Annotated in this window: 22 protein-coding genes; 12 read left to right on the forward strand and 10 right to left on the reverse strand. The window is 76.6% G+C overall.

All coding sequences use genetic code 11. The features are described 5' to 3' along the window. Positions 1–99 precede the first annotated feature (99 nt). Entirely contained in the window at positions 100–450 is a 351-nt protein-coding gene (locus BJ989_RS05980; protein ID WP_179517413.1) for a hypothetical protein, read from the reverse strand. 124 nt (positions 451–574) lie between these two features. Here BJ989_RS05980 and BJ989_RS05985 point away from each other — a divergent pair, with 124 nt between their 5' ends. Further along, positions 575–1,330, forward strand: a complete 756-nt coding sequence (locus BJ989_RS05985) for a copper homeostasis protein CutC (protein ID WP_343049131.1) — start codon at positions 575–577, stop codon at positions 1,328–1,330. Further along, the gene (locus tag BJ989_RS05990) at positions 1,330–2,526 is read left to right on the forward strand and encodes a DUF4031 domain-containing protein (RefSeq protein WP_179517415.1); all 1,197 of its coding nucleotides are present in this window, start codon (positions 1,330–1,332) and stop codon (positions 2,524–2,526) included. The genes BJ989_RS05985 and BJ989_RS05990 overlap by 1 nt, the downstream gene beginning before the upstream one ends. On the opposite strand, the gene BJ989_RS05995 is transcribed toward BJ989_RS05990, so the two are convergent. The 4 genes from BJ989_RS05995 to BJ989_RS06010 form a co-directional block, all read right to left on the reverse strand. Then, entirely contained in the window at positions 2,523–3,479 is a 957-nt protein-coding gene (locus BJ989_RS05995) for an oxygenase MpaB family protein (protein ID WP_343049132.1), read from the reverse strand. The two genes, BJ989_RS05990 and BJ989_RS05995, sit on opposite strands and share 4 nt — an antisense overlap. Before the next feature lie 136 nt (positions 3,480–3,615). Further along, entirely contained in the window at positions 3,616–5,256 is a 1,641-nt protein-coding gene (locus BJ989_RS06000) for a DNA repair helicase XPB (protein WP_179517417.1), read from the reverse strand. After that, the gene (locus BJ989_RS06005) at positions 5,253–5,786 is read right to left on the reverse strand and encodes a CGNR zinc finger domain-containing protein (RefSeq protein WP_179517418.1); all 534 of its coding nucleotides are present in this window, start codon (positions 5,784–5,786) and stop codon (positions 5,253–5,255) included. The genes BJ989_RS06000 and BJ989_RS06005 overlap by 4 nt, the downstream gene beginning before the upstream one ends. Before the next feature lie 9 nt (positions 5,787–5,795). Further along, a complete protein-coding gene (locus BJ989_RS06010) occupies positions 5,796–8,138 on the reverse strand; it encodes a helicase C-terminal domain-containing protein (protein WP_179517419.1) in 2,343 nt (780 codons plus the stop codon). 54 nt (positions 8,139–8,192) lie between these two features. Here BJ989_RS06010 and BJ989_RS06015 point away from each other — a divergent pair, with 54 nt between their 5' ends. Both BJ989_RS06015 and BJ989_RS06020 read left to right on the forward strand, forming a co-directional pair. Next, positions 8,193–8,948, forward strand: coding sequence for a protein phosphatase 2C domain-containing protein (locus BJ989_RS06015; RefSeq protein ID WP_179517420.1), 756 nt, complete (start codon positions 8,193–8,195; stop codon positions 8,946–8,948). Between the two features lie 80 nt (positions 8,949–9,028). After that, the gene (locus BJ989_RS06020; RefSeq protein ID WP_179517421.1) at positions 9,029–10,669 is read left to right on the forward strand and encodes an AMP-binding protein; all 1,641 of its coding nucleotides are present in this window, start codon (positions 9,029–9,031) and stop codon (positions 10,667–10,669) included. Between the two features lie 127 nt (positions 10,670–10,796). On the opposite strand, the gene BJ989_RS18700 is transcribed toward BJ989_RS06020, so the two are convergent. Both BJ989_RS18700 and BJ989_RS06030 read right to left on the reverse strand, forming a co-directional pair. After that, the gene (locus BJ989_RS18700; protein ID WP_179517422.1) at positions 10,797–11,444 is read right to left on the reverse strand and encodes a fasciclin domain-containing protein; all 648 of its coding nucleotides are present in this window, start codon (positions 11,442–11,444) and stop codon (positions 10,797–10,799) included. A 232-nt stretch (positions 11,445–11,676) separates the two neighbouring features. Next, positions 11,677–13,512 (reverse strand): hypothetical protein, encoded by a 1,836-nt coding sequence (locus BJ989_RS06030; RefSeq protein WP_179517423.1) that lies wholly within the window; start codon positions 13,510–13,512, stop codon positions 11,677–11,679. Positions 13,513–13,752: 240 nt separating this feature from the next. On the opposite strand from BJ989_RS06030, the gene BJ989_RS06035 reads away from it, so the two are divergent. The 5 genes from BJ989_RS06035 to BJ989_RS06055 all read left to right on the forward strand — a co-directional run bounded on the left by BJ989_RS06035 (position 13,753) and on the right by BJ989_RS06055 (position 18,087). Further along, positions 13,753–14,400: an RNA polymerase sigma factor gene (locus BJ989_RS06035; RefSeq protein WP_343049134.1), complete on the forward strand. Its 648-nt coding sequence runs from the start codon at positions 13,753–13,755 to the stop codon at positions 14,398–14,400. Continuing rightward, on the forward strand, positions 14,397–15,263 hold the full coding sequence (locus BJ989_RS06040) for a zf-HC2 domain-containing protein (protein ID WP_179517424.1): 867 nt from the start codon (positions 14,397–14,399) through the stop codon (positions 15,261–15,263). The genes BJ989_RS06035 and BJ989_RS06040 overlap by 4 nt, the downstream gene beginning before the upstream one ends. Positions 15,264–15,295: 32 nt before the next feature. Then, positions 15,296–16,780, forward strand: a complete 1,485-nt coding sequence (gene larE, locus BJ989_RS06045) for an ATP-dependent sacrificial sulfur transferase LarE (RefSeq protein WP_218849620.1) — start codon at positions 15,296–15,298, stop codon at positions 16,778–16,780. Beyond that, positions 16,777–17,613 (forward strand): GNAT family N-acetyltransferase, encoded by an 837-nt coding sequence (locus BJ989_RS06050; protein ID WP_179517425.1) that lies wholly within the window; start codon positions 16,777–16,779, stop codon positions 17,611–17,613. The genes larE and BJ989_RS06050 overlap by 4 nt, the downstream gene beginning before the upstream one ends. Before the next feature lie 75 nt (positions 17,614–17,688). After that, positions 17,689–18,087 carry a cold shock domain-containing protein gene (locus BJ989_RS06055; protein ID WP_179517426.1) on the forward strand — a complete coding sequence of 133 codons (399 nt, stop codon included), beginning with the start codon at positions 17,689–17,691 and terminating at the stop codon, positions 18,085–18,087. 160 nt (positions 18,088–18,247) lie between these two features. On the opposite strand, the gene BJ989_RS06060 is transcribed toward BJ989_RS06055, so the two are convergent. Beyond that, positions 18,248–19,987 (reverse strand): MFS transporter, encoded by a 1,740-nt coding sequence (locus BJ989_RS06060; RefSeq protein ID WP_246283410.1) that lies wholly within the window; start codon positions 19,985–19,987, stop codon positions 18,248–18,250. Positions 19,988–20,164: 177 nt separating this feature from the next. On the opposite strand from BJ989_RS06060, the gene BJ989_RS06065 reads away from it, so the two are divergent. Next, the gene (locus BJ989_RS06065) at positions 20,165–20,944 is read left to right on the forward strand and encodes a DUF3027 domain-containing protein (RefSeq protein WP_343049135.1); all 780 of its coding nucleotides are present in this window, start codon (positions 20,165–20,167) and stop codon (positions 20,942–20,944) included. 13 nt (positions 20,945–20,957) lie between these two features. Here BJ989_RS06065 and BJ989_RS06070 read toward each other — a convergent pair whose 3' ends face one another. Beyond that, positions 20,958–21,587 carry a class I SAM-dependent methyltransferase gene (locus BJ989_RS06070; RefSeq protein ID WP_179517428.1) on the reverse strand — a complete coding sequence of 210 codons (630 nt, stop codon included), beginning with the start codon at positions 21,585–21,587 and terminating at the stop codon, positions 20,958–20,960. Continuing rightward, on the reverse strand, positions 21,584–21,913 hold the full coding sequence (locus BJ989_RS06075) for a DUF2530 domain-containing protein (protein WP_343049137.1): 330 nt from the start codon (positions 21,911–21,913) through the stop codon (positions 21,584–21,586). The genes BJ989_RS06070 and BJ989_RS06075 overlap by 4 nt, the downstream gene beginning before the upstream one ends. A gap of 137 nt (positions 21,914–22,050) precedes the next feature. Between BJ989_RS06075 and BJ989_RS06080 the strand changes: the two genes are divergently transcribed. Both BJ989_RS06080 and BJ989_RS06085 read left to right on the forward strand, forming a co-directional pair. Next, complete coding sequence (locus tag BJ989_RS06080; protein ID WP_179517429.1) at positions 22,051–23,544, forward strand: solute carrier family 23 protein; 1,494 nt, start codon at positions 22,051–22,053, stop codon at positions 23,542–23,544. Positions 23,545–23,683: 139 nt separating this feature from the next. After that, a complete protein-coding gene (locus BJ989_RS06085; RefSeq protein ID WP_343049138.1) occupies positions 23,684–24,211 on the forward strand; it encodes a MarR family winged helix-turn-helix transcriptional regulator in 528 nt (175 codons plus the stop codon). The last annotated feature ends 5 nt before the right edge of the window (positions 24,212–24,216 follow it).

Genomic DNA, 24,216 nt, shown 5'->3' on the forward strand with positions numbered 1-24,216 from the left:
CCCCTCGCCCCGCCGTACTGGCGCAATTGCTGACTTGTCGCCCCGTTACGCGTCGGTAACCGGGCGACAACCCAGCAATTGCACCGGCCGGCGGCCGGGTCAGGAGGCGGCGGCGAGCTCGCCGAGGCGGGCGACGACCTGGCTGGTCTCCTCGCACACCCAGTGCGGGTCGGGGCCGCCGAGCTCGGGGGTGATGTGCAGCGGGTGCAGCGGCGCCTCGGGCGGGCAGCCGACGCACACGGGCCAGCGCTCCCCGCGGTCGATCAGCGCGTCCTGGACGTCCTGGGCGACGAGCCCGGCGACGTACGCCTCGCCGTCGGGCCACTGCTCGGCCCACCACCGGCGCGCCACCATCGCCTCCTCCAGCGCCGAGACCGCCGCGGGGAGGGCCATGCCGCGGGCCTGCAGGTCGGCGAGCACGCGGGCCCGGGAGTCGAAGAGCAGGTCCATCGGGCCATCGTGTCAGCCGCCCCCACACCCACCGGCGCCTCCCGCCCACCCACCCCGACGGCGCTCGACCCCGCGCCGGTGCGGTGGCGGCCCCGCAGGGGTCGACGGGCCTAGTCTCGGAGTCGTGCAGGCAGCGGAGGACCGGGTCGAGGGGCGCGCGGCGCTGCTCGAGGTCGCCGTCGACCACCCGCGCGACGTGCCCGGCGCGGTCGAGGGCGGGGCCGACCGGCTGCTGCTCGCCGACCGCACGCGTGACCGCACGACCGGCCTCGCGCCCGAGCCCGCGACGGTCGCGGCCGTCTGCCGCGACGCCGCGGTGCCGGTCCACGTCGTGCTGCGCCTCAGCGATGGCTGGTCGACCACGGGCGGCGAGCTGGCGCGGCTCGTGGGACTGGCCCGCGACTACCTCGAACGCGGGGCGGCCGGGCTGGCCTTCGGCTTCCTCGACACCGACCTCGAGGTCGCCGCCGACGTGTGCGCCCACCTCGCGGCCGCGCTGCCCGGGGTGCCGTGGACCTTCCACGAGGCCTTCGACGCCGCCCTCGACCCGCGGCGCTCGTGGCGGCGGGTCCGCGACCTGCCGGGGCTCGCCGGGGTGCGCTCGGCGGGCTCCCCGCGCGGTCTGGCCGTCGGCTACGACGACCTGCTCGCCCTCGTCGAGGCCGACCCGGACCTCGCCGCCCTCCTGGTCACCGGCGCGGGGCTGGCCGGCGAGCACGTGCCGTGGCTGCTGCGCGCCGGCGTCACGGCGTACGCCGTGGGGCCGCAGGTGCGTCCCGGCGGCTCGCCACGGGCCTACGTCGACGCCGGCCTGGTGCGCTCGTGGCGGCTGCTGCTCGACCGCGCGCCGGGCCGCGCCACCGGCCGCGCGCCCGCCTGATGCTGCTCATCGACCCGCCGGGGGTGCACGGGCCCGGCGGTGGCCTGTGGTCCCACCTGGCCAGCGACGCCTCCTACGAGGAGCTGCACGACTTCGCCGCCTCGCTCGGCATCCCGCGGCGCGGCTTCGACGGCGACCACTACGACGTGCCGGCGGTGCTGCACGACCGGGTGGTCGCCGCCGGCGCGGTGCCCGTGAGCTCGCGCGAGCTCGCGGCCCGCCTCGTGGCGGCCGGGCTGCGCCGCCGCCGCACCGGTCGCCCCGGGCGCCGGGCCGTGGGCCGCGTCCTGCTCGCCCCGCCCCCGTTGCGCCCGGGCGCACGCGTCGCCGTCGTCGCCCCGAGCGGTCCCGTCGACCCCGCACGCCTGGCCGCGGGCGTGGCGCTCCTCCGCGACTGGGGCCTGGTCGTCGACGAGCCGGTGCTGCCGCCGCCGGGGGAGCAGCCCTGGCTCGCCTCGACCGACGCGGAGCGGGCGGCCGACCTCGAGCGTGCGTGGCTCGACGAGGGCGTCGACGCGGTGTGGTGCGCCCGCGGCGGCTCGGGAGCCCACCGGGTCGTCGACCTGCTCGACTGGACCGCGCTCCTCGAGGTCCGCCCGCCGCTGCTCGTCGGCTTCTCCGACACCACCGCCCTGCACGAGGCGGTGGCCTCGCGGCTGGGCCTGGTCACCGTGCACGGCCCGGTCGTCGCGATGCTGCCCGACCTCGACCCCGCCGCGCTCGCCGCCACCCGGGCGCTGGTGCTCGAGGGGCGCGTCGACGACCTCCTCGGCGCACCGCTGCTGCCGGGCCGCGCCGAGGGGCCGCTCGTCGGCGGCAACCTCACGGTGCTCGCCGCGGGTGCGGGCACCCCGACCTCGCGCCCGGCCCGCGGCTGTGTGGCGGTGCTCGAGGACGTCGCGGAGCCGGCGTACCGCCTCGACCGCGCGCTCACGCAGCTGCTGCGCGCCGGGTGGTTCGACGGGGTGCACGGGGTGGCGTGCGGGGCGTTCACCGACTGCGGCGACCCGGCCGTCGTGCGTTCGCTGCTGCGGGCGCGGCTGGCCCCGCTCGGCGTGCCCGTGGTCGTCGACCTCCCGGTGGGCCACCAGCCCGCGAACCGGCCACTGCCGCTCGGCGCGCGCGCCGCCCTCGACGGCGACGCGGGCGTGCTGCGGGTGCCCGACCCGCTCGGCCCCGGGGCCGGCCGGTCCTAGGCCGGGTGGGCCGCCGCGCTCGTGACGTGCCCGGCGGCCGTCGCGGTCGTGGCCTGGGCCCGCTCGCGCGCCTCGGCGCCCGCCTCGGCCCCGGCCGACAGCGCCCAGCGGATCGTGCGGGTGAGCACCTCGCCGACCAGCGGCGCCACGGTGCGGTCGAGCGGGGGCAGGTCGGGCAGGCCGAGCGGCTCGCGGGTCCAGCGCGGCATCATCGCGACCGCCGACACGACCAGGCCGTAGTAGGCCGGACGGGCCAGCAGCGGCAGCGGCGGGCGCCACAGCAGGAAGGCGATCGCGTCGCGGGCGTGCTCGGTGCCGGCGAGCTCGGGACCGTAGTCGGCGAGCACCTGCGCCAGCGCGGCCTCGGTCTGCGGAGGGTCGAGCACGCCGAGGCGGGCGGCGACCTCGCCGGCCTGGCGGACGTACTCGTCGCGGCCGGCCTGGTCGAGCGGCCGCGCGCCGTAGCGCTGGTGCGCCCGCAGGAAGGAGTCGACCTCCGCGGCGTGCACCCAGGCGAGCAGGTGCGGGTCGGAGGCGGTGTACGCCGTGCCGTCCGGCATCTCGCCCCGGATCCGGTCGTGGATGCGGGCGACCGCGGTCACCGCCTGCTGGGCGTGCTCGGCGGTGCCGAAGGTGGTGACGGCGAGGTAGGTGCTGGTGCGCGCGAGGCGGCCCCACAGGTCGCCGCGGAAGCCCGAGTGCTCAGCCACCGCGGTCATCGCGACCGGGTGCAGGCTCTGGAGCATCAGTGCGCGCAGGCCACCGACGAACATGCTCGCGTCGCCGTGCACCCGCGCGATCGGGGAGTCGGGCGCGAACCACCGCGGGCCCGGCGTGCCGTGGATGCGGTCGCGCTGGCGCGGCCCGTCCTCGCCCGCCACGCGCTCGAAGATGACCGCGCCCAGCCGGTCGCGCACCGCGCGGGGCGTCGGGATCGGCAGCGGCAGGCTCACGCCGACCATGGTGCCGGGGGTGGCCAAGGCCCGGTGTCGGAGTCACCGGCTGACCGGTGACTCCTGCACTTGTGGCCCGAGAACTCGGGCCACAAGTGTCAGAGTCACCGGTCGACCGGTGACTCCTGCAGCCACCTCAGGCCGGCAGGTCCTCCGCGTCCACGATGCGGTAGGCGTAGCCCTGCTCGGCGAGGAAGCGCTGGCGGTTCTGGGCGAAGTCGGCGTCGACCGTGTCACGGGACACGACGGTGTAGAAGCGCGCGACCTTGCCGTCGCGGCCGGGGCGCAGGAGCCGGCCGAGGCGCTGGGCCTCCTCCTGGCGGGAGCCGAAGGACCCCGACACCTGCACCGCCACCTCGGCGGAGGGCAGGTCGATGGAGAAGTTCGCGACCTTCGAGACCACCAGCAACCCCAGCTCGCCGGAGCGGAAGGCCTGGAAGAGCCGCTGCCGCTCCTTGACCGGGGTGTCGCCCTTGATGACGGGGGCGTCGAGGGCGGCGGCGAGCTCGTCGAGCTGTTCGATGTACTGCCCGATCACCAGCGTCGGCTGGCCGGCGTGCTGCGCGACCAGCTCGCGCACCACCTCGGTCTTGCGGTGGGTGCAGGCGGCCAGCCGGTAGCGCTCCTCGGGCTCGGCGGTGGCGTAGGCCAGCCGCTCGCCCTCGGGCAGGCTGACGCGCACCTCGACGCAGTCGGCGGGCGCGATCCAGCCCTGCGCCTCGATGTCCTTCCACGGCGCGTCGTAGCGCTTGGGCCCGATGAGCGAGAAGACGTCGCCCTCGCGGCCGTCCTCGCGCACGAGCGTCGCGGTGAGGCCGATGCGGCGGCGCGCCTGCAGGTTGGCGGTCATGCGGAAGATCGGCGCCGGCAGCAGGTGCACCTCGTCGTAGACGATGAGGCCCCAGTCGCGGGCGTCGAGGAGCTCGAGGTGGGGGTACGCGCCCTTCCGCTTGGTGGTCAGCACCTGGTAGGTCGCGATCGTGACCGGGCGGACCTCCTTGACCGAGCCGGAGTACTCGCCGATCTCGTCCTCGGTGAGCGAGGTGCGCTTGACCAGCTCGTCCTTCCACTGCCGCGCCGAGACGGTGTTGGTGACGAGGATCAGCGTGGTGGCCTGCGCCTGGGCCATGGAGGCGGCGCCGACCAGCGTCTTGCCCGCCCCGCAGGGCAGGACCACGACGCCGGAGCCGCCGTGCCAGAACGACTCGGCCGCCTCGCGCTGGTAGTCGCGCAGCGACCAGCCCTCCTCGGCCAGCGCGATCGGGTGGGCCTCGCCGTCGACGTAGCCGGCGTAGTCCTCGGCCGGCCAGCCGAGCTTGAGCAGCGCCTGCTTGAGGTTGCCGCGCTCCGAGCCGTGCACCACCACGGTGTCGTCGTCGAGCCGCTCGCCGAGCATGCCCTGCACCTTCTTGGCCCGCAGGACCTCCTCGAGCACCGGCCGGTCGGTCGAGGTCATCACGAGCCCGTGGGTCGGGTGCTTCTCGAGGCGCAGCCGGCCGTAGCGCGCCATCGTCTCCGCGACGTCGACGAGCAGCGCGTGGGGCACGGCGTACCGGCTGTAGGTGAGCAGCGTGTCGACGACCTGCTCGGCGTCGTGACCGGCGGCGCGGGCGTTCCACAGCCCGAGCGGCGTCAGGCGGTAGGTGTGGACGTGCTCGGGGCTGCGCTCGAGCTCGGCGAAGGGGGCGATCGCCTTGCGGCAGTCGTAGGCGCGCTCGTGGTCGACCTCGAGCAGCAGCGTCTTGTCGGACTGGACGATGAGGGGGCCGTCGGTCACGACGCCGCCCTGGCCGCGGCGCGGCGGCGCGCGCGGTAGGCCGCGACGTTGGCCCGCGAGGAGCAGCGCTCGGAGCAGTAGCGGCGCGAGGAGTTGGGCGAGGTGTCGACGTAGACCTCCTCGCACCGCTCGGCGCCGCAGACGCCGAGCCGGGTGGCGCCGAGGTCGCACACGAGCGTGGCGAGGCCCAGCAGCGCCTCGCCGGTCAGCTGCTCGGCGACCCCGGCGTCGCGGTGGGCGACGTGCAGGTGCAGGTCGGTGCCGTCGTGGGCGCTGATGACCGGGGCGACGGGGTGGCGGGCGAGCAGCGCGTTGAGGCCCGTCACGACCTCGTCGACGCGGCCCTCGCCGGACGCCGCGAAGACCGGGCGCAGGTCGGTCTGGAGCCGCCGCAGGTCGCGGGCGTCGCGCTCGGTGGCGCGCGCCTGCAGCCGCGGGCGGCCCGCGAGGTGGGCGCGCAGGGCGTCGAGCGAGCCGAGGTCGGCGTTGAGCAGGCCCGCCGAGGCCTCGGCGTAGCGCACGAAGTCCATGCCGCCAGCCTACGGACCGGGCGGCACGGGGCGGACGGCGGTGATGCGGTGGACGGCGAAGGAGCGCACGTCGTCGCTGCGCTGGTCGAGGGCGGTGAGGCTGCCGCCCTCGAGGCGCCGCGGCTCGACGATGCGCTCGGTGCTCGTGCCGTGGTTGTCGACGTAGCCGATCCACACCGGCACCCGCGCCTCGATCGCCTCGCGCAGCGCCGCCATCGTGCCGACCGGCGTGGTGGGCGCCGGCGGCCGGTCGGGGCGGGCCGCGGCGGCCCGGTCGCCCGCGCGGATCGCGGTGACGGTGGTCGTGAGGTGGGCGCCCTCCCGCGCGGCGCGCAGCCCGGGCGGTCGGCGGTCCTTCGGGGTCCTGGCACGGCGCACGTCGGGGCGCGCGACGTGGACGGTGCCGTCGGCCGCCTCGACGACGGGGGCCGCACCGAGCTCGCGCAGCCGGGGCAGCAGCAGGTCGACGGGGGTCTCGCTCACCAGGACGGTCGGGGCGATGCGGCGCAGGCCGAGCGCGGCGGCGCGCGGGTCGTGCAGCAGCGCGGCGAGCGCGGTCTCGTCGTCGGCGCGCAGGAAGGCCTCGGCGTGGCCGACGCGCACGGTGCCGAAGGTGCGCGCGGTGTCGTCGACGAGGTAGGCGAGCGGCTGCGGCACCGGGGTGCGGGACACCTCGTCGAGGAAGGCGTGCACCTCGGCGGCCGACCAGCCGGCGTCGAAGGCGCGGCGCACCGACCCGGTGTGGAAGCGGTAGGTCGTGGCGCCGCCGCGCGACTCCACGTCGGCGAGCACCTGGAGTCGCCGGGCGAGCTGCGACTCCAGCGGCCCGGGGGCCACCGCGGTCAGGTCGGCCTGCAGCAGCACGTGGTCGACGGGGGCGGGCAGCAGCGGGGCGAGGGCCTCGGCGGCGTCCCGGGCGGCGGCGGGGTCGTCGGCGGCCGCGGTCGGGCCGGTCGCGCTGGGCTCGCCCGGGTCACCGAGCAGGGGGCGGGCGGCGGCGGGCACGCCGCCCAGGCCGAGCAGGCCCAGCGTGGTCGCCTCGGTGACGGCCCACTGCGTCATCTGCTCGCGCACCCGCGGTCGACGGGGGCGGCGCCAGCGCAGCCGCTCGAGCAGCGACGGCAGGCCGGTGCCCGTCGCGAGGGTCGCGCCCGGCGGCAGCGCGGCGAGCTCGGCCAGGGCGGCGGCCCGCGACTCCGCGGCGATGCTGCTGGCCAGCTCGGGGGCGAGCGCGTTCCACGTCTTGCCCGCGGAGTCCTTGGTGCCGACCAGGCCGGGCACGCGGGAGGTGCGCAGCCAGGCGACCGCCAGCTCGGCCCAGCGCTCGGCGACCGGGCGGGCGACCCAGGTGTCGACCAGGTCGGTGGGCGTCCAGGCCGGGTCGCCGTCGTCGTCGGCTGCGGTGGCCAGCAGGCCGGCTGCCTGGGCGAGCTCGACGTGGAGCGCGGCGGTGGCCTCGTCGACGTCGAGCAGGACGGCGACGGCCTTCAGGTCGCGCACCGCGAGCCCGCCGTTGCGCAGCGCCGCGGGTGGCGCGGTGCCCCAGGCGTCGAGCAGCAGCTCGGTGCGGCGCACGGCCTCGAAGGCGGCGCCCGCGGCCGTGCGGTCGACGAGCGCAGGGTCGCGCTCCGTGGTCGCGACCTCCGGCACGGCGTCGACCGGCTCGCGGGTGGTGCGACCGCCGCGCAGGTGCGTGCCGACCTCGCCGGGCAGCACGAGCAGCTCGTCCTCGCGCGGGACGAGCAGCCGTCGCGCCACCAGCTCCTCCGCGGGGGTGCGGGCGTCCGCGGCCGAGACCGTACGACGGGTGGTGCCGGTCGTGCCCGTGCCGCCGTGGGCCTCGACGTGCTCGAGCAGGGCGCGCGCTGCGGGCGACAGCTCCGCGACCCTCGCGGCGACGACCGCCTCGTCGGGCGCGTCCGGGGTCCAGGGGTGCAGCCCGCTCGGGCCGGTGCCGCCGCCCGCGCCCGAGCCGCCCGTGGCCAGCTGCTCCGCGACGCCCGACAGCGGCCGCAGGCCGCCGCTGGCCTCCCAGGCGAGCGCGAGGTCGACCAGCCGCTCGACCGCGGCCCCCACCGAGGCGGGTGAGGCGTGCACCGTCGCGACCAGCCGCTGGAGCGTCGTCTCACCCTGGAGGACGAGGGCGTCGAGCACGTGGAGCTCGGCGGCCGTGAGAAGGTCGAGCGCACGGGTCAACGAGGACCGCGTGCTGGCGCGCGACGCCAGCTGGGTTGAGTCGTGGGGGGCTGGGGTGGCCAGGTCGGGTCGAGCACGCAGCAGGCGCGCGAGTCGCTCGTCGGGCCAGCGGCGCAGCTGGTCGGCGAGCGAGCGGGCGGGCGTGGCGGTGGACATCGTTCCCACGCTACCGAGCCGCCCCACCGCGCCCGTCCGCGACGAGGAGGGCACGTGAACGACGCGCAGGTCCAGCTCGCCTTCGGCGCCGCCACCGACGTCGGCCGCGTGCGGCAGGTGAACGAGGACGCCTACCTCGTCGCGCCGCCGGTCTTCGTCGTCGCCGACGGCATGGGCGGCCACGACGGCGGCGACGTCGCCAGCCGCACGGTGGTCGAGGAGCTCGAGGCCCTCGGCGGCAGCACGCACGACGCGGCGTCCGGCGCCGCCGCCGTGCGCGAGGCCCTCGACCGCGCCCAGGAGCGCGTCGCGGCCTGGTCGCGCGAGCACGGGGGCGGTCGCGGCCGCGCGTCGTACGCCGGCACGACGGCCGTCCTCGCCCTCCTGGTCCGCGGCGACGACGGGCCCGCGTGGCTGGTCGCCAACCTCGGCGACTCCCGCGCCTACCGGCTGCTCGACGACCGCCTGGAGCAGGTCAGCGTCGACCACTCGCTGGTGCAGGAGCTCGTCGACGCCGGCACGATCACCCCCGAGCAGGCGGCGGTGCACCCCGAGCGCAACGTCGTGACCCGGGCGGTCGGCGGCACCGAGCGCGGCGAGGTCGACTTCTTCCTGCTGCCGCTGCCGGCGGGCCGGCTGCTGCTGTGCTCCGACGGCGTCAACGGCATGCTCGACCACGCCACGCTGCAGGAGGTCGTGGCCGCGGTCGCCGACCCCACCGACTGCGCCGAGCGCGTCGTCGCCGCCGCCGTCGAGGCGGGCGGCGAGGACAACGCCACCGCCGTCGTCGTCGACACCACGACCGCCTGACCCCGCCGCGGCGGCTGCCTGCCCTGCGCGGTCGCCGCAGGGGTGGTGGGGCGCCCGGGGAGCGGCGTACGTTGCGACGCATGCCGACCCCCACCGCGTCGTACGCCGCCGGCGAGACCGAGCCCGCCCTGCTGGAGGTGACCATCGGGGCCGACCTGGCGCGCACGGTCGCGGAGCACCCCGACGGGGAGGCGCTGGTCGAGGTGGCCAGCGGGCGCCGCTGGACCTGGGCGCAACTGGCCGCCGACGTCGAGGCCGTCGCCCGCGGCCTGCTCGGCTGGGGCCTGGCGAAGGGCGACCGGCTCGGGATCTGGGCGCCGAACTGCGCGGAGTGGACGATCCTGCAGTTCGCCACCGCGCGTGCCGGGGTCGTGCTGGTCAACGTGAACCCGGCCTACCGCACCCACGAGCTGGCCTACGCCGTCCAGCAGAGCGGGCTGCGGGTGCTGGTGGCGGCGAGCAGCTTCAAGACCAGCGACTACCGCGCGATGGTCGCCGAGGTGCGGCCGCAGTGCCCGGGTCTGGAGCGCGTCGCCTTCCTCGACACCGACGACTGGGCCGCGCTGGTGGCCGCGGGCGCTGACGTCGACCCGGCCGCGCTGGCCGAGCGCGAGGCGTCGCTGTCGCCCGACGACCCGATCAACATCCAGTACACCTCGGGCACGACCGGGCGACCCAAGGGCGCGACGCTGAGCCACCGCAACATCCTCAACAACGGCTTCGCCACCACGGAGCTGATCCGGCTGGGCCCCGACGACCGGTTGTGCATCCCGGTGCCCTTCTACCACTGCTTCGGCATGGTGATGGGCAACCTCGGCTGCTCCTCGCACGGCACGACGATGGTGATCCCGGCGCCCGGCTTCGACCCCGAGACGACGTTGCGCACCATCCAGGACGAGCGGTGCACGGGGGTCTACGGCGTGCCGACGATGTTCATCGCGATGCAGTCGCACCCCGACTTCGCGTCCTACGACCTGTCCAGCCTGCGCACCGGGATCATGGCCGGGTCGGTCTGCCCGGTCGAGGTGATGAAGCGCTGCGTCGACGACATGGGCATGGCCGAGGTGTCGATCGCCTACGGCATGACCGAGACCTCGCCGGTCTCCTGCCAGACGCGCGTCGACGACGACCTCGACCGGCGCACGGCGACCATCGGCCGGGTGCACCCGCACGTCGAGATCAAGGTCGTCGACCCGGCGACGGGGGAGACCGTGCCGCGCGGCGAGCCGGGGGAGTTCTGCACTCGCGGCTACTCCGTGATGCTCGGCTACTGGGACGACCCCGAGAAGACCGCCGAGGCGGTCGACGCCGACGGCTGGATGCACACCGGCGACCTGGCGATCATGCGCGAGGACGGCTACTGCGTCGTGGTCGGCCGGATCAAGGACATGGTCATCCGGGGCGGGGAGAACGTCTACCCGCGCGAGGTCGAGGACTTCCTGCACACCCACCCCGACGTCGAGGACGTGCAGGTCGTGGGCGTCCCCGACGAGCGGTACGGCGAGGAGCTCTGCGCGTGGGTCCGCCTGCGGCCCGGCGCGGAGCCGCTCGACGCGGAGGCGGTGCGGGCCTTCTGCGACGGCCGGCTCGCCCACTACAAGGTGCCGCGCTACGTGCTGGTCGTCGACGACTTCCCGATGACGGTCACCGGCAAGGTGCGCAAGGTCGAGATGCGCGAGGAGTCCGCGAAGCGCCTCGGCCTCGCGACCCCCGCCTCCTGACCCCGCCGAGGGGTCGTCGCCTGGGGACCCGCCGAGGGGTCGTCGGCTGGGGACTCGCGACGGCGCGGGCCCCGGTTGCCGACGGGTGGCAGCCGGGGCCCGCGCGCTCAGCGCTCGCCCGGGAGGATCAGAGGTCGAGCGGTCGCAGCACCCGGTCGATGCGGTGCGCGATCTGGCGGTTGCCCTGGTTGATGTTGAACTTCGAGATGCGGGCGTTCAGGTCGTCGGGGTCGCGGTCGAGCAGGAAGACCTGGCCCTTGCGGCGCACGTCGACGCGCACGCCTGCGCCCTCGAGCGCCGTCGTGAGGCGCGCCCCGTCGGAGCTGCGCGCCGCGCTGCGGCTGATGGGCGCGCCCGGCACGACGTGGTAGAGCAGCACCGCCTCGATGGTGTCGGCGTCGTAGGTGCGCGCGACCGCGGCGAACACGTCGGCCTCGCGGGCGACGTGGCGACCGGTGAGGTCCTCGACGAGGCGCCGGAACGCCCGGTCGGTCGGCAGGAAGGCGGTCAGCCGCACGGAGCCGTCGGCGAGCAGGCCGACCGGGCTGTCGGGCTTGGCGGCCAGCACGGCACGTACGGCGCGCTCCAGCACGTCGAAGTCGGTGGGGTTGCGGTCGAAGCGGTTGCCGTCGGCCGACAGCACCTGCACCAGGCTGCGCTGGCCGGCGCGGGCGTCGGCGGCGCGCGAGTCGGTCGCGGCGGCCGGCACGGCAGCGGCGGTCAGGGACAGGCTGGTGGCGGCGGCGACTGCGGCAACCAGGGATCGGATCTTCACGGGTGCTCCCTCGCTCGTGTGGACGGACCGGGATCCGGCGTGCTCGCCGGCCCCTGCGATCTGTCCGGTGCGGTCTGGACCGCCGGATGCCGCGGTTCGCCGAGAAGTGGCTGAGAAGCCTGAGAAGTCGCCGAGGGGTCATCGGCTGGGGACCCGCCGAGGGGTCAGGCACGGGCGGATCCGCGCAGTCCGTGACCCCTCGGCGGGTGCGTGACCCCTCGGCGTACGGCCCTCAGAGGGTCGGCGCCACCGGCACGCCGTCGACGGTGAAGACACCGCCCGGCTGGTTGAAGGTGTCCGGCCCGGTCGGGGCGGTGTTGCCCTCGATGCGCACCTCGTTGACGACGAAGGTGCCCGTGCTGCTGTTCCACAGCCCGCCGCCCTCGCTCGTCGCGGCGTTGCCCGTGACGGAGCCGCCGGTGTAGGAGACCCGTCCGGCGCCGGTGGTGTGGAAGCCGCCGCCATTGCCCGGGGCGTCGCCGGTGGTGTTGTCGCGCAGGACCACGTTGAGCAGCGACACCTCGCCGCCGTTGGTCTCGACGCCGCCGCCGGCGCGGACCGCGGCGTTGCGCTGCACGGAGGTGCCGTCGACCTCGAGGGTGCCGAGGTTGTTGAGGATGCCGCCGCCCGAGCCCGCCGCGCCGCTCGCGCGGTTGGCCGCGACCGTCGAGTCGGAGACCGTCAGGGTGCCGCCGTCGTTGTAGAGGCCGCCGCCGCCCTGGTCGGCGGCCGCGCCGGTCGCGGTGTTGGCGCGCACGACGGTGCCGGTGACGCTGAAGTCGCCCGTGCCGCTGTTCCACAGCCCACCGCCCTCGACGGCGCGGTTCCCCACGACGCGCGAGCCCTCGACGAGCACGGTGCCGGCCCCGGTCAAGTGGAGTCCGCCGCCGTTGCCCGGGGCGGGGCCGGTGGTGTTGCCGCGCAGCACGCTGTCGGCGACCGTGGTCGACCCGACGTTGGCCTCGATGCCCCCGCCGGCGCGCGGCGCGGTGTTGTCGGCCACGGTCGAGCCGCGCACCACGAGGCTGCCGAGGTCGTTGAGGATGCCGCCGCCGGAGCCGGCCGCACCCGTCGCTCGGTTGCGCTCGACGGTGGACTCGAGCACGCGCAGCGTGCCGCCGTCGTTGTGCAGGCCGCCGCCACCCTGGTCGGCCGCGGCGCCGTCGGCCCGGTTGCCGGCCACCAGCGTGCGCTGCACGGTGAAGCGGCCCTCGGCGGAGTTCCACAGCCCGCCGCCCTCGGCCGAGGCGCGGTTGCCGACCACGCGGCTGTCGACGACGCGCACCGTGCCCGCACCGGTGAGGTGCAGCCCGCCGCCGTTGCCCGGGGTGGGGCCGGTGCGGTTGCCCGCGAGGCGCGAGAGCGTCACGGTGGTCGAGCCGGCGAGCGCCTCGATCGCGCCGCCCGCGCGGGTCGCGCTGTTGCCGGTGAGCACCGAGTCGAAGACCACCAGGCGCCCGCCGTCGTTGAACAGCGCGCCACCGGAGGCGCCCTCGCCGCGCACGCGGTTGCGCGACAGCGTGCTGCGGTTGACCACCAGCGTGCCCGCGGAGCGCACGGCGCCGCCGCTCTCGCCCGCGGCCGGTGCGCCGTTGCGCACGACGACCCGGTTGAGCGTCAGCCGGGTGCCGGCGGCGACGTCGAAGAGCCGGTCCACGCCCCGCACGTCGACGGCGCGGCCGAAGCCCTCCACGAAGAGCGTGTCGGTCACCTCGAGGTCGCCGGCGAAGACGCCGGTGCCGCGACCCGCGCCCGGGGTCAGACGGAAGGAGCGCCCCAGGTCGATCCGGTCGGGGCCCTCGCGGCGGTTGGCCGCTGCCACCGCACGGCGCAGCTGGGCGCTGGTCCGCACGGTGCGGGTGGTGCCGGCCTTGCCTCCGCTGCGGGGGGCCCGGGCGGTCGCCTGGGCGGTGGTCGGTGCGCTCGTCGCGCCTGCGGCTGCGGCGGTGGTGGCGGGCGACGCCTGCGCGGCGGCCGGCGCGGCCGGGGCGACGGCGAAGGCGGCCAGGGCCAGCACGCCGGCAGCGCCGCCGCGCAGCAGCCGCCGGTGGCTCGTGGTGTCGGTCATCGGGTGGTCCTTCCGTGGGGAGGTCGGGACGGTGGGGCCGGCCGCGCCCCCGTGGGCGGCCGGCCTCGTGGGTGAGTACGCCGCGGCGCGCGGCCGCGTTCACCGCACCGCCGACCTCCCGAGGCGGCCGGGGGCCCGCCACCCGTCCGGTCGGCGGCTCCGAACGACCTCTGCCCGGTGGTGAACGCGGCGGCCGCGGGCGCCGTAGGCACGGGTGTGAGGACGAGCGGAGGTGGGTCGGTGCCGGATACCGCTGCGCCCGAGAGCGCCGCGCCGACGACCGGCGCTGGTCCCGGCGCCGCTCCCGGTGCCGCGCCGGTCGACCCGCCAGCGCCGACCGGCCCCGGCGGGCCCCCCGTCGTGGCGGGCCTCGCCGACGAGGACGCGGTGCACGCGGCCTACGTCGCCTACGGTCCGCAGCTCTACCGCTTCGTGCTGCGCGGGCTCGGCGACCCGGGCGCTGCGCAGGACGTGGTGCAGGAGACCTTCCTCAAGGCGTGGCGCTCAGCCGACCGCTACGACCCCGAGCTCGCCTCGCTGCGGGTGTGGCTCTTCGGCATCGCCCGCAACACGATGCTCGACCACGCGCGGGCCGCGCAGGTGCGGCCGTGGTTGCGCGAGCTGGCCGACCCGGCGACGCTGGCCGGGGCGGGCGAGCCCGTCGCCGACCCGACCGAGCAGCTGGTGCGGGCCTGGGTGGTCGAGGAGGCGCTGCGCCGGTTGCCCGAGCACCACCGGGCGGCGCTCGTGATGACGCACCTGCAGGGCCGCCCCCACGACGAGGTGGCCGCGGAGCTCGGGATCCCGACCGGCACCCTGCGCAGCAGGGTGTTCTACGGCTTGAAGGCGCTGCGCGTCGCCATGGACGAGATGGGGGTGACCGGATGAGCCCGCAGGAGCACCGGAGGCTGCGCGAGGAGCTGGGGGCGCTGGCCCTGGGCCACCTGGCGGAGGCCGAGGCGGCCGCGCTGCGCGCCCACGTCGACGGGTGCGCGGAGTGCCGCGCCGAGCTGGCCGAGCTCGCGCCGGTCGCCGACCTGCTCGGCCGCGTCGACCCGGCGCGGGTCGCGGCGCCGCCGCACCCGCCCGCCGACCTCGGTGCGCGCATCCGCGCCGCCGTCGCCGCCGAGCGCGCGGCGGGGGAGCCGCCCGCGACGACGCGCGGCCACGCCGCCCCCGCAGCCACCCCCGCGGCCACCACGGCGGCCACCCCGGCGGCCACGCCGGCGGTCACGCCGGCGGCCACGTCCGCCGTCGGCGACGACCCCGACGACGCGGACCGCGTCGCGCGCCCCGTCGTACGTCGTCTCGGGGGGTCCGCCCACCCCGCCGCCGCCCGGGGTGGCTGGGCGCGCCGACCCGCGCTGGTCGCCGCGGCCGCCGCCCTGGTGGCGCTCGGCGGCGGGGTGGTGGTCGGCCGCGCCACGGCGCCGGAGCCGGAGGTGCCGCGCGAGGTGGTGGCGCTGCAGGAGGTGCGCGACACCCCGGTGGAGGTCGCCGAGGCGGTGCTGGTGCCGCACACCTGGGGCGTCGAGATGCGGATGGTCGCCGCCGGCTTCGCCGAGGGCCGCACCTTCCGCGCGGCCTTCCGCGACGCCCGCACCGGCCGCCTGCGCCCCGCCGGGGCGTTCCTCGGCACGGGCGCGGCGACGATGGTGTGCAACCTGCAGGCCGCCGTGCTCCGCGAGGACGTCAGCGAGGTCGTCGTGACCGACGCCGGCGGGGAGGTCGTGCTCACCGCCGCGCTGTGAGGACGGGCGCGCACACCGCCTACGCTGGCGAGGTGAGCGTCTCGACCCCGCCCGGCACCCCCGCGCCCGGTCCGGTGGTCGGCTTCGACCTCGACCTCACCCTCATCGACACCGTGCCGGGCATCGCGGCGGTGCTGGAGGCCCTGGCCCGCGAGCTCGAGGTCGACCTGCCGGTCGCCGAGCTGACCCGGCGGCTCGGGCCGCCGCTGGACCACATGCTCGCCCCGCACCTGCCGCCCGAGCAGGTGGGCCCGGCGGGCGACCGGTTCCGCGCGCTCTACCCCGACCTCGCCGTCGCGCCGACGCCCGCGCTGCCGGGCGCCCACGAGGCCCTCGCGGCGGTGCGCGCCCACGGCGGGCGCACGGTCGTCGTCACCGGCAAGTACGCCCCCAACGCGCAGCGCCACCTCGACCACCTCGGCCTCGACGTCGACGTGCTCGAGGGCTGGGTGTGGGGCGTCGGCAAGGCGGAGGCGCTGCGCCGCGAGGGCGCGACCGTCTACGTCGGCGACCACGTCCACGACGTGGAGGGCGCACGCGCGGCCGGCGTGCTGAGCGTCTCGGTGCTGACCGGTGGCTGCACGCGCAGCGAGCTCGAGGACGCCGGCACCGACGTCGTGCTCGACGACCTCACCGACTTCCCCGCGTGGTTCGACGAGCACTTGCTGACCACGCGGGTCGCGGCGCTGGAGGAGCGGCTGCGCGGGCTGGGGTCGGTGCTGGTCGCCTTCTCCGGCGGCGCCGACTCCGCCCTGGTCCTCGCCGCGGCCGTGCGCGTGCTCGGCGCCGACCACGTCGTCGCCGCCACCGGGCACTCCGACTCGCTGCCCCAGGCCGAGCGTGGCCCGGCCGAGGCGTTCGCCGACGCGCTCGGCGTGCGCCTGGTCACGCCGCGCACCCACGAGATGGACCGGCCGGCCTACCGCGCGAACGCCGGCGACCGCTGCTTCGCCTGCAAGGCCGAGCTGCTCGACACCCTGGTGCCGCTCGCCGCCCGGCTGGGCCTGGCCGCGGTGACCACCGGCACCAACGCCGACGACCTCGTCGCGGGCTTCCGGCCGGGCATCCGGGCCGCGGCCGAGCGCGGCGCGGTGACCCCGCTGGCCGACGCGGGCCTGACCAAGGCGCAGGTGCGCGAGGTCTCGCGCCGCTGGGGGCTGCCGACCTGGGACAAGCCGGCGGCCGCCTGCCTGTCCTCGCGGGTGGCGTACGGCGTCGAGGTCACCCCCCACGGGTTGGCCCGGGTCGAGCGGGCCGAGGCGGCCGTGCGCGCCACGCTCGCGGCCGCGTCGGTGCCGGTGCGCGACCTGCGGGTGCGCGACCTCGGCGGTGACCGGGCGAGCGTCGAGGTCGACGCGGTGCTCCTCGACGGGCCGCTGCGCTCGGGCGCCGGGGCGCGCGACGCGGTGCTCGCCGGGGTGCGCGAGGCCGGCTTCGCGGTCGCCGACCTCGACCCCCGCGGCTTCCGCAGCGGGTCGATGAACGAGCGGCTCCCCGACCCCGAGCGGTGGCGGTGAGCGACGCCCTCGACCCCGCGGTCCTGCTGGCCAGGGCAGCGGCGTGGGTGTGGGTGCCCTCCGACGCCCTGGTCCGGGACACGGCGGACTACCTCCTCGTGGGCTACGGCGAGTGGTTCGCCGACCCCACGCAGTGCTTCCGGCTTGACTCCGAGCGCACGGCCGCCGACCTCGTCGACGACGTGCTCGACCGGGCACGCGCGTGGGGCCGGCCGTGGGTCACCTTCAGCGGGTTGCACGACCACACGCGCCCGGCCGACCTGGAGGCCCACCTGCAGGCGCGCGGCGCCACCCTCGTCGAGCAGTACGCCGTGCTGGCGCTCGACCTGCGCGGCTCGCTGCCCGACGTGGCCCCGCCGGCCGACGTCGAGGTCCGCGAGGTCGTCGACCTCGCCACGCGCCGCGACCTCGACCGCGTCGACGTGGCCGTCTTCGGCGGTGAGGCGCTCGACGACGACGCCCTGATCGCCGGGCTCGAGCGCGACCGGCGTGACGGGCTCGACGCTCCGCGCTTCGTCGCCTACCGGTCGGGCAGTCCGGTCGGCGGCGCGGGCTGCACGCTGGTCGGCGACACCCCCGGCACCGTCGACACCGTGCGGTTGTGGGGAGGCGGGGTGCTCGCGCCGCACCGCGGCCGCGGGGTCTACCGGGCGCTGCTCGCCCACCGGCTGCGCCTGGCCACCGCCCGCGGCGCCGAGGTCGCCCTGGTGAAGGCGCGGGTGGAGACCTCCGCCCCCGTGCTGCTGCGCACGGGCTTCTCGCGCCTCGGCGAGGAGCGGTGCTGGCGGCTCGCCACCACCGGCGACGCGGCGTCGCGCACGCCGGGCGCGTAGGCTGGGACCTCGCGGCACGGTGCCGCGGTGCGCCTCCCCTCGCGGGAGGCGTCGGTGCGTTCGGAGGTCGCAGCGGTGCCCACTGGCAAGGTGAAGTGGTACGACGCGGGCAAGGGTTTCGGGTTCCTCTCCCAGGAGGACGGCCCCGACGTCTACGTGCACGCCGACGCGCTCCCGGCCGGCACCACCGAGCTGAAGGCCGGCACGCGCGTGGAGTTCGGCATCGCCCAGGGTCGCCGCGGGGACCAGGCGCTGCAGGTGCGCGTGCTCGACAAGCCGACCTCCGTGTCGCGCAACAAGTCGCGCGCGCAGCGCAAGTCGCCCGAGGACATGGCGGGCATCGTCGAGGACCTCATCCGCCTCCTCGACGGCGTCGGCGAGGGCTACCGCCACGGGCGGCACCCCGACCCCCGCACCGCCGCCCCCACCGCCAAGCTGCTGCGCGCCCTCGCCGACGAGCTCGACCTGAACTGAGCCGCCTCGGCGGGGGCGGACGCCCCGGTGTCGGAGTCACCGGCTGACCGGTGACTCCTGCACTTGTGGCCCGACAACTCGGGGCACAAGTGCAGGACCTGGGCCACAAGAGGTCGCACGGGGCGGTTCGCCCCGCCCCCCGGCGCCCCCCGCGACCCGCCTAGCCCGAGGCGTACGCCGCCTGCCGACCGCGCAGCGAGTCAGGCCGGGTGGCCAGCACGAACGCGAGCCACGCCGCCACCAGGCCTGCCGCCAGCCCCAGGCCGAGGCGGGGCATGAGCGGCATCAGGATGCCGACGAAGCCGCCGACCACCCAGGCCAGCTGCAGCAGGGTGTCGGAGCGCGCGAACGCGCTGGTGCGCACGCGCTCGGGCACGTCGCGCTGGATCGTGGAGTCCAGCGACAGCTTGGCCAGCGACTGCGCGAGCCCCGCCGCGAGGCCGAGGAGGCCGAGGGTCACCACGCCGTAGAAGGCGGCGGCGAAGGCCGCGAAGACGACGTCGGCGACCAGCGCGAGGGCGACGGTCGTCAGCGGGTCGACCCGCTTGAGCACCGAGGCCAGGGCGATGCCGAGGGTGTTGCCCAGGCCGGCGCCGCCGATGACCACGGCCAGCAGCAGCTCGGTCGACCACCCGGCGATCGGGTTCTCCCGCAGCAGGAACGCCATGAACATCGTGAGGAAGCCCGACGTCCACCGCGGCCCGCAGTTGGCGCGCAGCGCGTAGGCGACGGTGGCCGGCATGCCCAGCCCCGGCAGCCGCACCCGCCGGCGACCGGTGCGGCCTCTCGCGTCACCGGGGTCGCGCGTCGGCCCGCGGGGCCGCCCGGGCTCGCCGCGCTCGTCGGACACGACCCCGGTCGCGCCCGGGTCGACGAGGGCGGAGGGGCCGGGCATCAGGGCCAGCGGCTCCTCGCCCTGGGTGGAGTCGACCCGCGCGGGCAGCAGGATCGCGAGCACGGTGGCGACGGTGAAGACGAGGAAGGCGAAGCGCAGCGACCACTCGGGCCCGAAGGTCGAGGCCAGGCCGGCGAGCGGCGCGGAGACCGACGCGCCCACCACCCCGGCCAGCGAGGTGCGGCCGTTGGCCTTGACCAGCGTGAGGGAGGGCGGCAGCAGTCGGGGGACGGCGGCGGCCTTGGTGACGCCGTATGCCTTCGAGGCCACCAGCACCCCCAGTGCCGCCGGGAAGAGCCACGGCGAGTCGGTGACGACCGCTCCCGCCAGGACCCAGCACAGGAAGGCCCGCACGGCCATGGTCGACCCGATGGCCCAGCGCCGACCGTGGCTGAACCGGTCGAGGAACGGCCCGATCAGCGGCGCCACGATCGCGAAGGGCAGCATGGTGAGCAGCAGGAAGAGAGTCACCTGCCCGCGCGCCTCGCCCGTCGGCACCTGGAAGAAGAGCGTGCCGGCCAGCGAGATCGCGACGGCCGCGTCACCGGCCGCGCCGAAGGCGTGCATCTCGAGCAGCCGCGACAGCCCGGTCTCGCCGGCGCCCTCCGCGTGGCTCGCGCGCCGCGCCAGCCCGACGGTGGAGCGCCCCGCGCGCCCGGTCGCCCGGCCCGTCACCCGCGCCGCCGTCGCCGCGCCGCGACCCGCCGAGCGGACCGTGCGGCCCACCGTGGGCCCGACCGCGCTCGCCCCGCCGCGCGTCGCCCCGCCTCGCCGGCCTCGCCCGCCGCGACCCCACGGCGTACGCCGGGTGGCGCCGGCCGCCGGTGTCTCCACCGTCGGCGCGTCGAGCGCCTCGTCGGGCCGCGTGTCGGGGCCCGCGTCGTCGGCCCGGTCGTGGGCCCTGTCGTGGGCCCTGTCGTGGGCCCGGCCGTGGGCCCGGCCGTGCGTGCGGTCGTGGCCGCCGGTGGGCTCCGGGTCGGGGGGCCCCGGCTGCCACGTGGTCATGGCGCCCATCCTGCCGGGTGCCACCCACGGGCGCGGTCCGACCCGGCGCAGGCGCATGCTCGAACGTCCGGGCAACCGTTGCACGAACGGTCGAGCACGCCGCGGACCCTCCCCGCCAGGTCACGGATCGGCCACCCGACGCGACACGACGCGCTGCGATGGGTGATGATCGAGCACGTGATCGCCCCCGCCCGACCCCGCCCCGACGCCGCCACCGTGCAGGCGGTCGACGCCGCGCGGGCCGCGCTGCTCGAGCAGGCGCCCGCGGCCGACGTCGGCGAGCACCTCGGCCACGTGGTGGAGGACGACCGCGTCGTCACGCACCACTTCGCCTGCACCGCCGCCGGCTACCGCGGCTGGCGCTGGTCGGTGACGGTCGCGCGCGCGCCGCGCCAGCGGCACGTCACCGTCGACGAGGTCGTCCTCGTGCCCGGCGAGGAGGCGATCACGGCGCCCGCGTGGGTGCCCTACGCCGAGCGGCTGCAGCCCGGCGACCTCTCGCCCGGCGACCTGCTGCCCGTCGCCGACGACGACCCGCGCCTGGTCCCGACCTTCTCCTACGGCGACGACCCGCTCGACGCCGACGACCGCGCGCAGGTGCGCCAGGTCGCCGCGGAGCTCTACCTCGGCCGCCCGCGCACGCTCTCCCGCGAGGGCCGCGACCTGGCCGCGGAGCGCTGGCACGCCGGCGACGGCGGGCCCGAGTCGCCGCTGGCGAAGGCGGCCCCCGCGCCGTGCACCACCTGCGGCTTCCTCGTGCGTCTCGCCGGGCCGCTCTCCGAGCTCTTCGGGGTCTGCGCCAACGGCAACGCCAACGACGACGGCCGCGTCGTGTCCTTCGACCACGGCTGCGGCGCCCACTCCGAGGTGACGCTCTCACGCCAGCACCAGCCGCAGCCGCTGCCCGAGCCGGTCTGGGACACCCTCACCGACGACCTCGAGGTCGTCGGCGCCTGACCGCAGCCCTGCCTCAGGCCGACCCGTCGGCGGCCCGCGCGAGCACCCACACGGCGTACTCCTCGCGCGGCGGGCGCAGGTCGTAGGACCCGAAGCGGGCCTCGACCACGAGCCCCGCCGCCGCGACGTGCTCGCGGAAGGCCGCCAGCGGGTAGGGCCGCGCGATCTCGGGCGCGCCCTGCAGGTGGAAGCCGACCAGCACCCGCCCGCCCGGCGCGAGCAGCGCCGCGACGCGGTCGAGGAAGGCCTGCTCGGTGCCGTCGGCGGTGAGAAGCAGCACGTTGCCGACGCACACCACGAGGTCGAAGGCCTCGGGGCGTCCCAGCGCGCGCAGCCGCGCCGCGTCGACGTCGAGGAGGTCGGCGGCGACGACCTCGAGACCCGGGTACGCCGCGCGCGACGCAGCCACGAGCGCCCCGTCGGGCTCGACGGCCACCACGTCGTGCCCGCGCGACTGCAGCTCGGCGGCGACCCGGCCCATGCCCGAGCCCGCGTCGAGCACCCGGGCGCCCCGGGGGAGCAGGGCGTCGGCCACCCGCGCCTCACCGGCGACGTCGGCGCCCGACGCGAGCAGCTCCGCGAACGTCTCGGCGTAGTAGCCGTTGTCGTCCCCGGCCTGCTCCCAGCGGGTGGGGCGGCTCATGCCAGCGGCGGTACGTCGTCCGGCGCGGCGCCGCTGTCGTGGCCCGGGCCGGCGCCGCGCAGGCGGGCGCGGCGTCGGCGACGGCAGTACTCGAGGCCCAGCAGGCCCAGGCCGAAGCCGGTGAGGCAGGTCCACAGCCACCACAGCCGGCCGGACTCCTCGAGCTGGCCGTAGAAGGGGAGCAGTGCGACGAAGCCGACGAGCCACACCGCCGAGCCGACCTCGACGGTCCGCACGCCGTCGACGTCGAGAGGGTCCACGTCGGCGACGACGTAGGTGCGGTTGCCGATCTCGTGCTGCCTCGGCTGGTCGTCGCGCAGGTCCACGCGAGCACGGTAGCCCCTGGCCCGTCCGCGTCCCGGCGCCCGCCCTGCGGCGCGGTCCGCGGGTGTGACGCGGACGTCGTCTAGACCGGACCGGACCGGCTCCCACCGGCCTCCCGCGCGTGCCAGGATGACCGCCCGTGAGCGACTCCGCGAAGACCGCCTCCGGCGGCACCACCACCCCGGGCCCCCGCCCGTCGGGCCTCGACCGCTTCTTCTCGATCACCGCACGCGGCTCGACCGTCGCCCAGGAGGTGCGCGGCGGCGTCGTCACCTTCTTGACGATGGCCTACATCATCGTGCTGAACCCGCTGATCCTCGGCTTCGTCCCGGACTCGACCGGCGCCTTCCTCGGCGGCGGCCCGGGTGACGGGTCGAACCTCCCGGCGATCGCGGCGGCCACGGCGCTGGTCGCGGGAGTGCTGACGATCCTCATGGGCGCCGTCGCGAACTTCCCGCTGGCGCTGGCGACCGGCCTGGGCCTCAACGCCTTCGTCGCGGTCGCGATCGCGACCCAGGCGACGTGGGCCGACGCGATGGGGCTGGTGGTGCTCGAGGGCATCGTGATCCTGGTGCTGGTGCTCACCGGCTTCCGCACCGCGGTCTTCCACGCGGTGCCGACCCAGCTCAAGGTCGCCATCTCGGTCGGCATCGGCTTGTTCATCGCGCTGATCGGCTTCGTCGACGCGGGCTTCGTCAGCCGCATCCCCGACGCCGCGCAGACCACGGTGCCGGTCCAGCTCGGCTCGGGCGGACAGCTCTCCGGCTGGCCCGTCCTCGTCTTCGCGGGCGGCCTCGTCCTCCTGGTCGCGCTCTGGGTGCGCCACGTCAAGGGCGCCATCCTCATCACAATCGCCGTCGCGACCGTGGTCGCCGGCATCCTCGAGGCCGCGCTCGACATCGGCCCGCGCAGCGCCGACAACCCCGGCGGCTGGATCCTCGCTGCGCCCACGCTGGACCGCTTCGTCGACGTGCCCGACTTCGGCACGCTGGGCGAGTTCTCCCTCTTCGGCGCCTTCTCCTCCATCGGCGTGGTCGCCGCGCTGCTGCTGGTCTTCTCGCTGCTGCTCGCCGACTTCTTCGACACCATGGGCACGATGACCGCCATCGGCGCCGAGGCGGGCCTCAACGACGAGGAGGGCGTGCCCCCGCGCACCCAGCGCATCCTCGTCGTCGACTCGATCGCGGCGATCGCCGGCGGTGCCGGCGGCGTGTCGTCCAACACCTCCTACATCGAGTCGGCCTCCGGCGTCGGCGAGGGCGCCCGCACCGGCCTGGCCTCGATCGTGACCGGCGTGCTCTTCCTGCTCTCCACCTTCTTCACCCCGATCGTGAGCGCGATCCCGTCCGAGGCGGCTGTCCCGGCCCTGGTCCTCGTCGGCTTCCTGATGATGCAGCAGGTCGCCCAGATCGCCTGGTCGGACCTCGAGATCGCGATCCCGGCATTCCTCACCATCGTGCTGATGCCGTTCACCTACTCCATCTCGGTCGGCATCGGTGCCGGCTTCCTCGCCTACGTGCTGATCAAGCTCGTGCTCGGCAAGGCCCGTGTCGTCCACCCGCTGATGTGGGTCGTCGCCGCCTCCTTCGCGGTCTACTTCGCGATCGACCCGCTCACCGACCTGCTCACCTGAGCGCTCCACCGACCCGGTAGTCCGACACACCTCGGCCCTCCTGCGCCCGCGGGAGGGCCGAGGTGTGTCGGACTACCGCCAGCGGGACGGGGAACACCAGCACGGGGAATAGTTAGCGCGGGTAACGAGTTCACCCCACGTGCCCGCCGCGACCGCCACCCCCAGCAGCCCCAGCAGCCCCACTGGCTCCACCACCACCACCGGCTCCACCACCACCACCGGCCCGAGCACCCCGCCCACCCGCGGCGAGGCCGGGCTCGCGGCCGACCTGCGGCTCGCGGTGATGCGCCTGCGCCGCCGGCTGGCGGCGGAGCGGCAGCCGGGCAACGACCACAGCCTCACCGCGATGGCGGTGCTGGCCGGGCTGCTGCGCCACGGCGAGCTGACCGTCGGCGACCTCGCCGCGCGCGAGCGGGTGCAGCCGCCGTCGATGACGCGCACCGTGACCGCCCTCGAGGCCGAGGGCCTCGTGGCGCGCCGGCCGAGCGAGACCGACGGGCGCCAGGTCCTGGTCGCGCTGACCGCGGCCGGCCGCGAGACGGTGCTCGCCGACCGGCGCCGCCGCGACGCCTGGCTCGCCCAGCGCCTCGGCGAGCTCACCCCCGACCAGCGCGCGACCCTGCGCGCCGCCGCCCCGATCCTGGCCGCGCTGGCCGAGGAGGACTGACGCCG

It is taken from the genome of Nocardioides perillae, from assembly GCF_013409425.1.
Classification (GTDB): Bacteria; Actinomycetota; Actinomycetes; order Propionibacteriales; family Nocardioidaceae; genus Nocardioides; species Nocardioides perillae.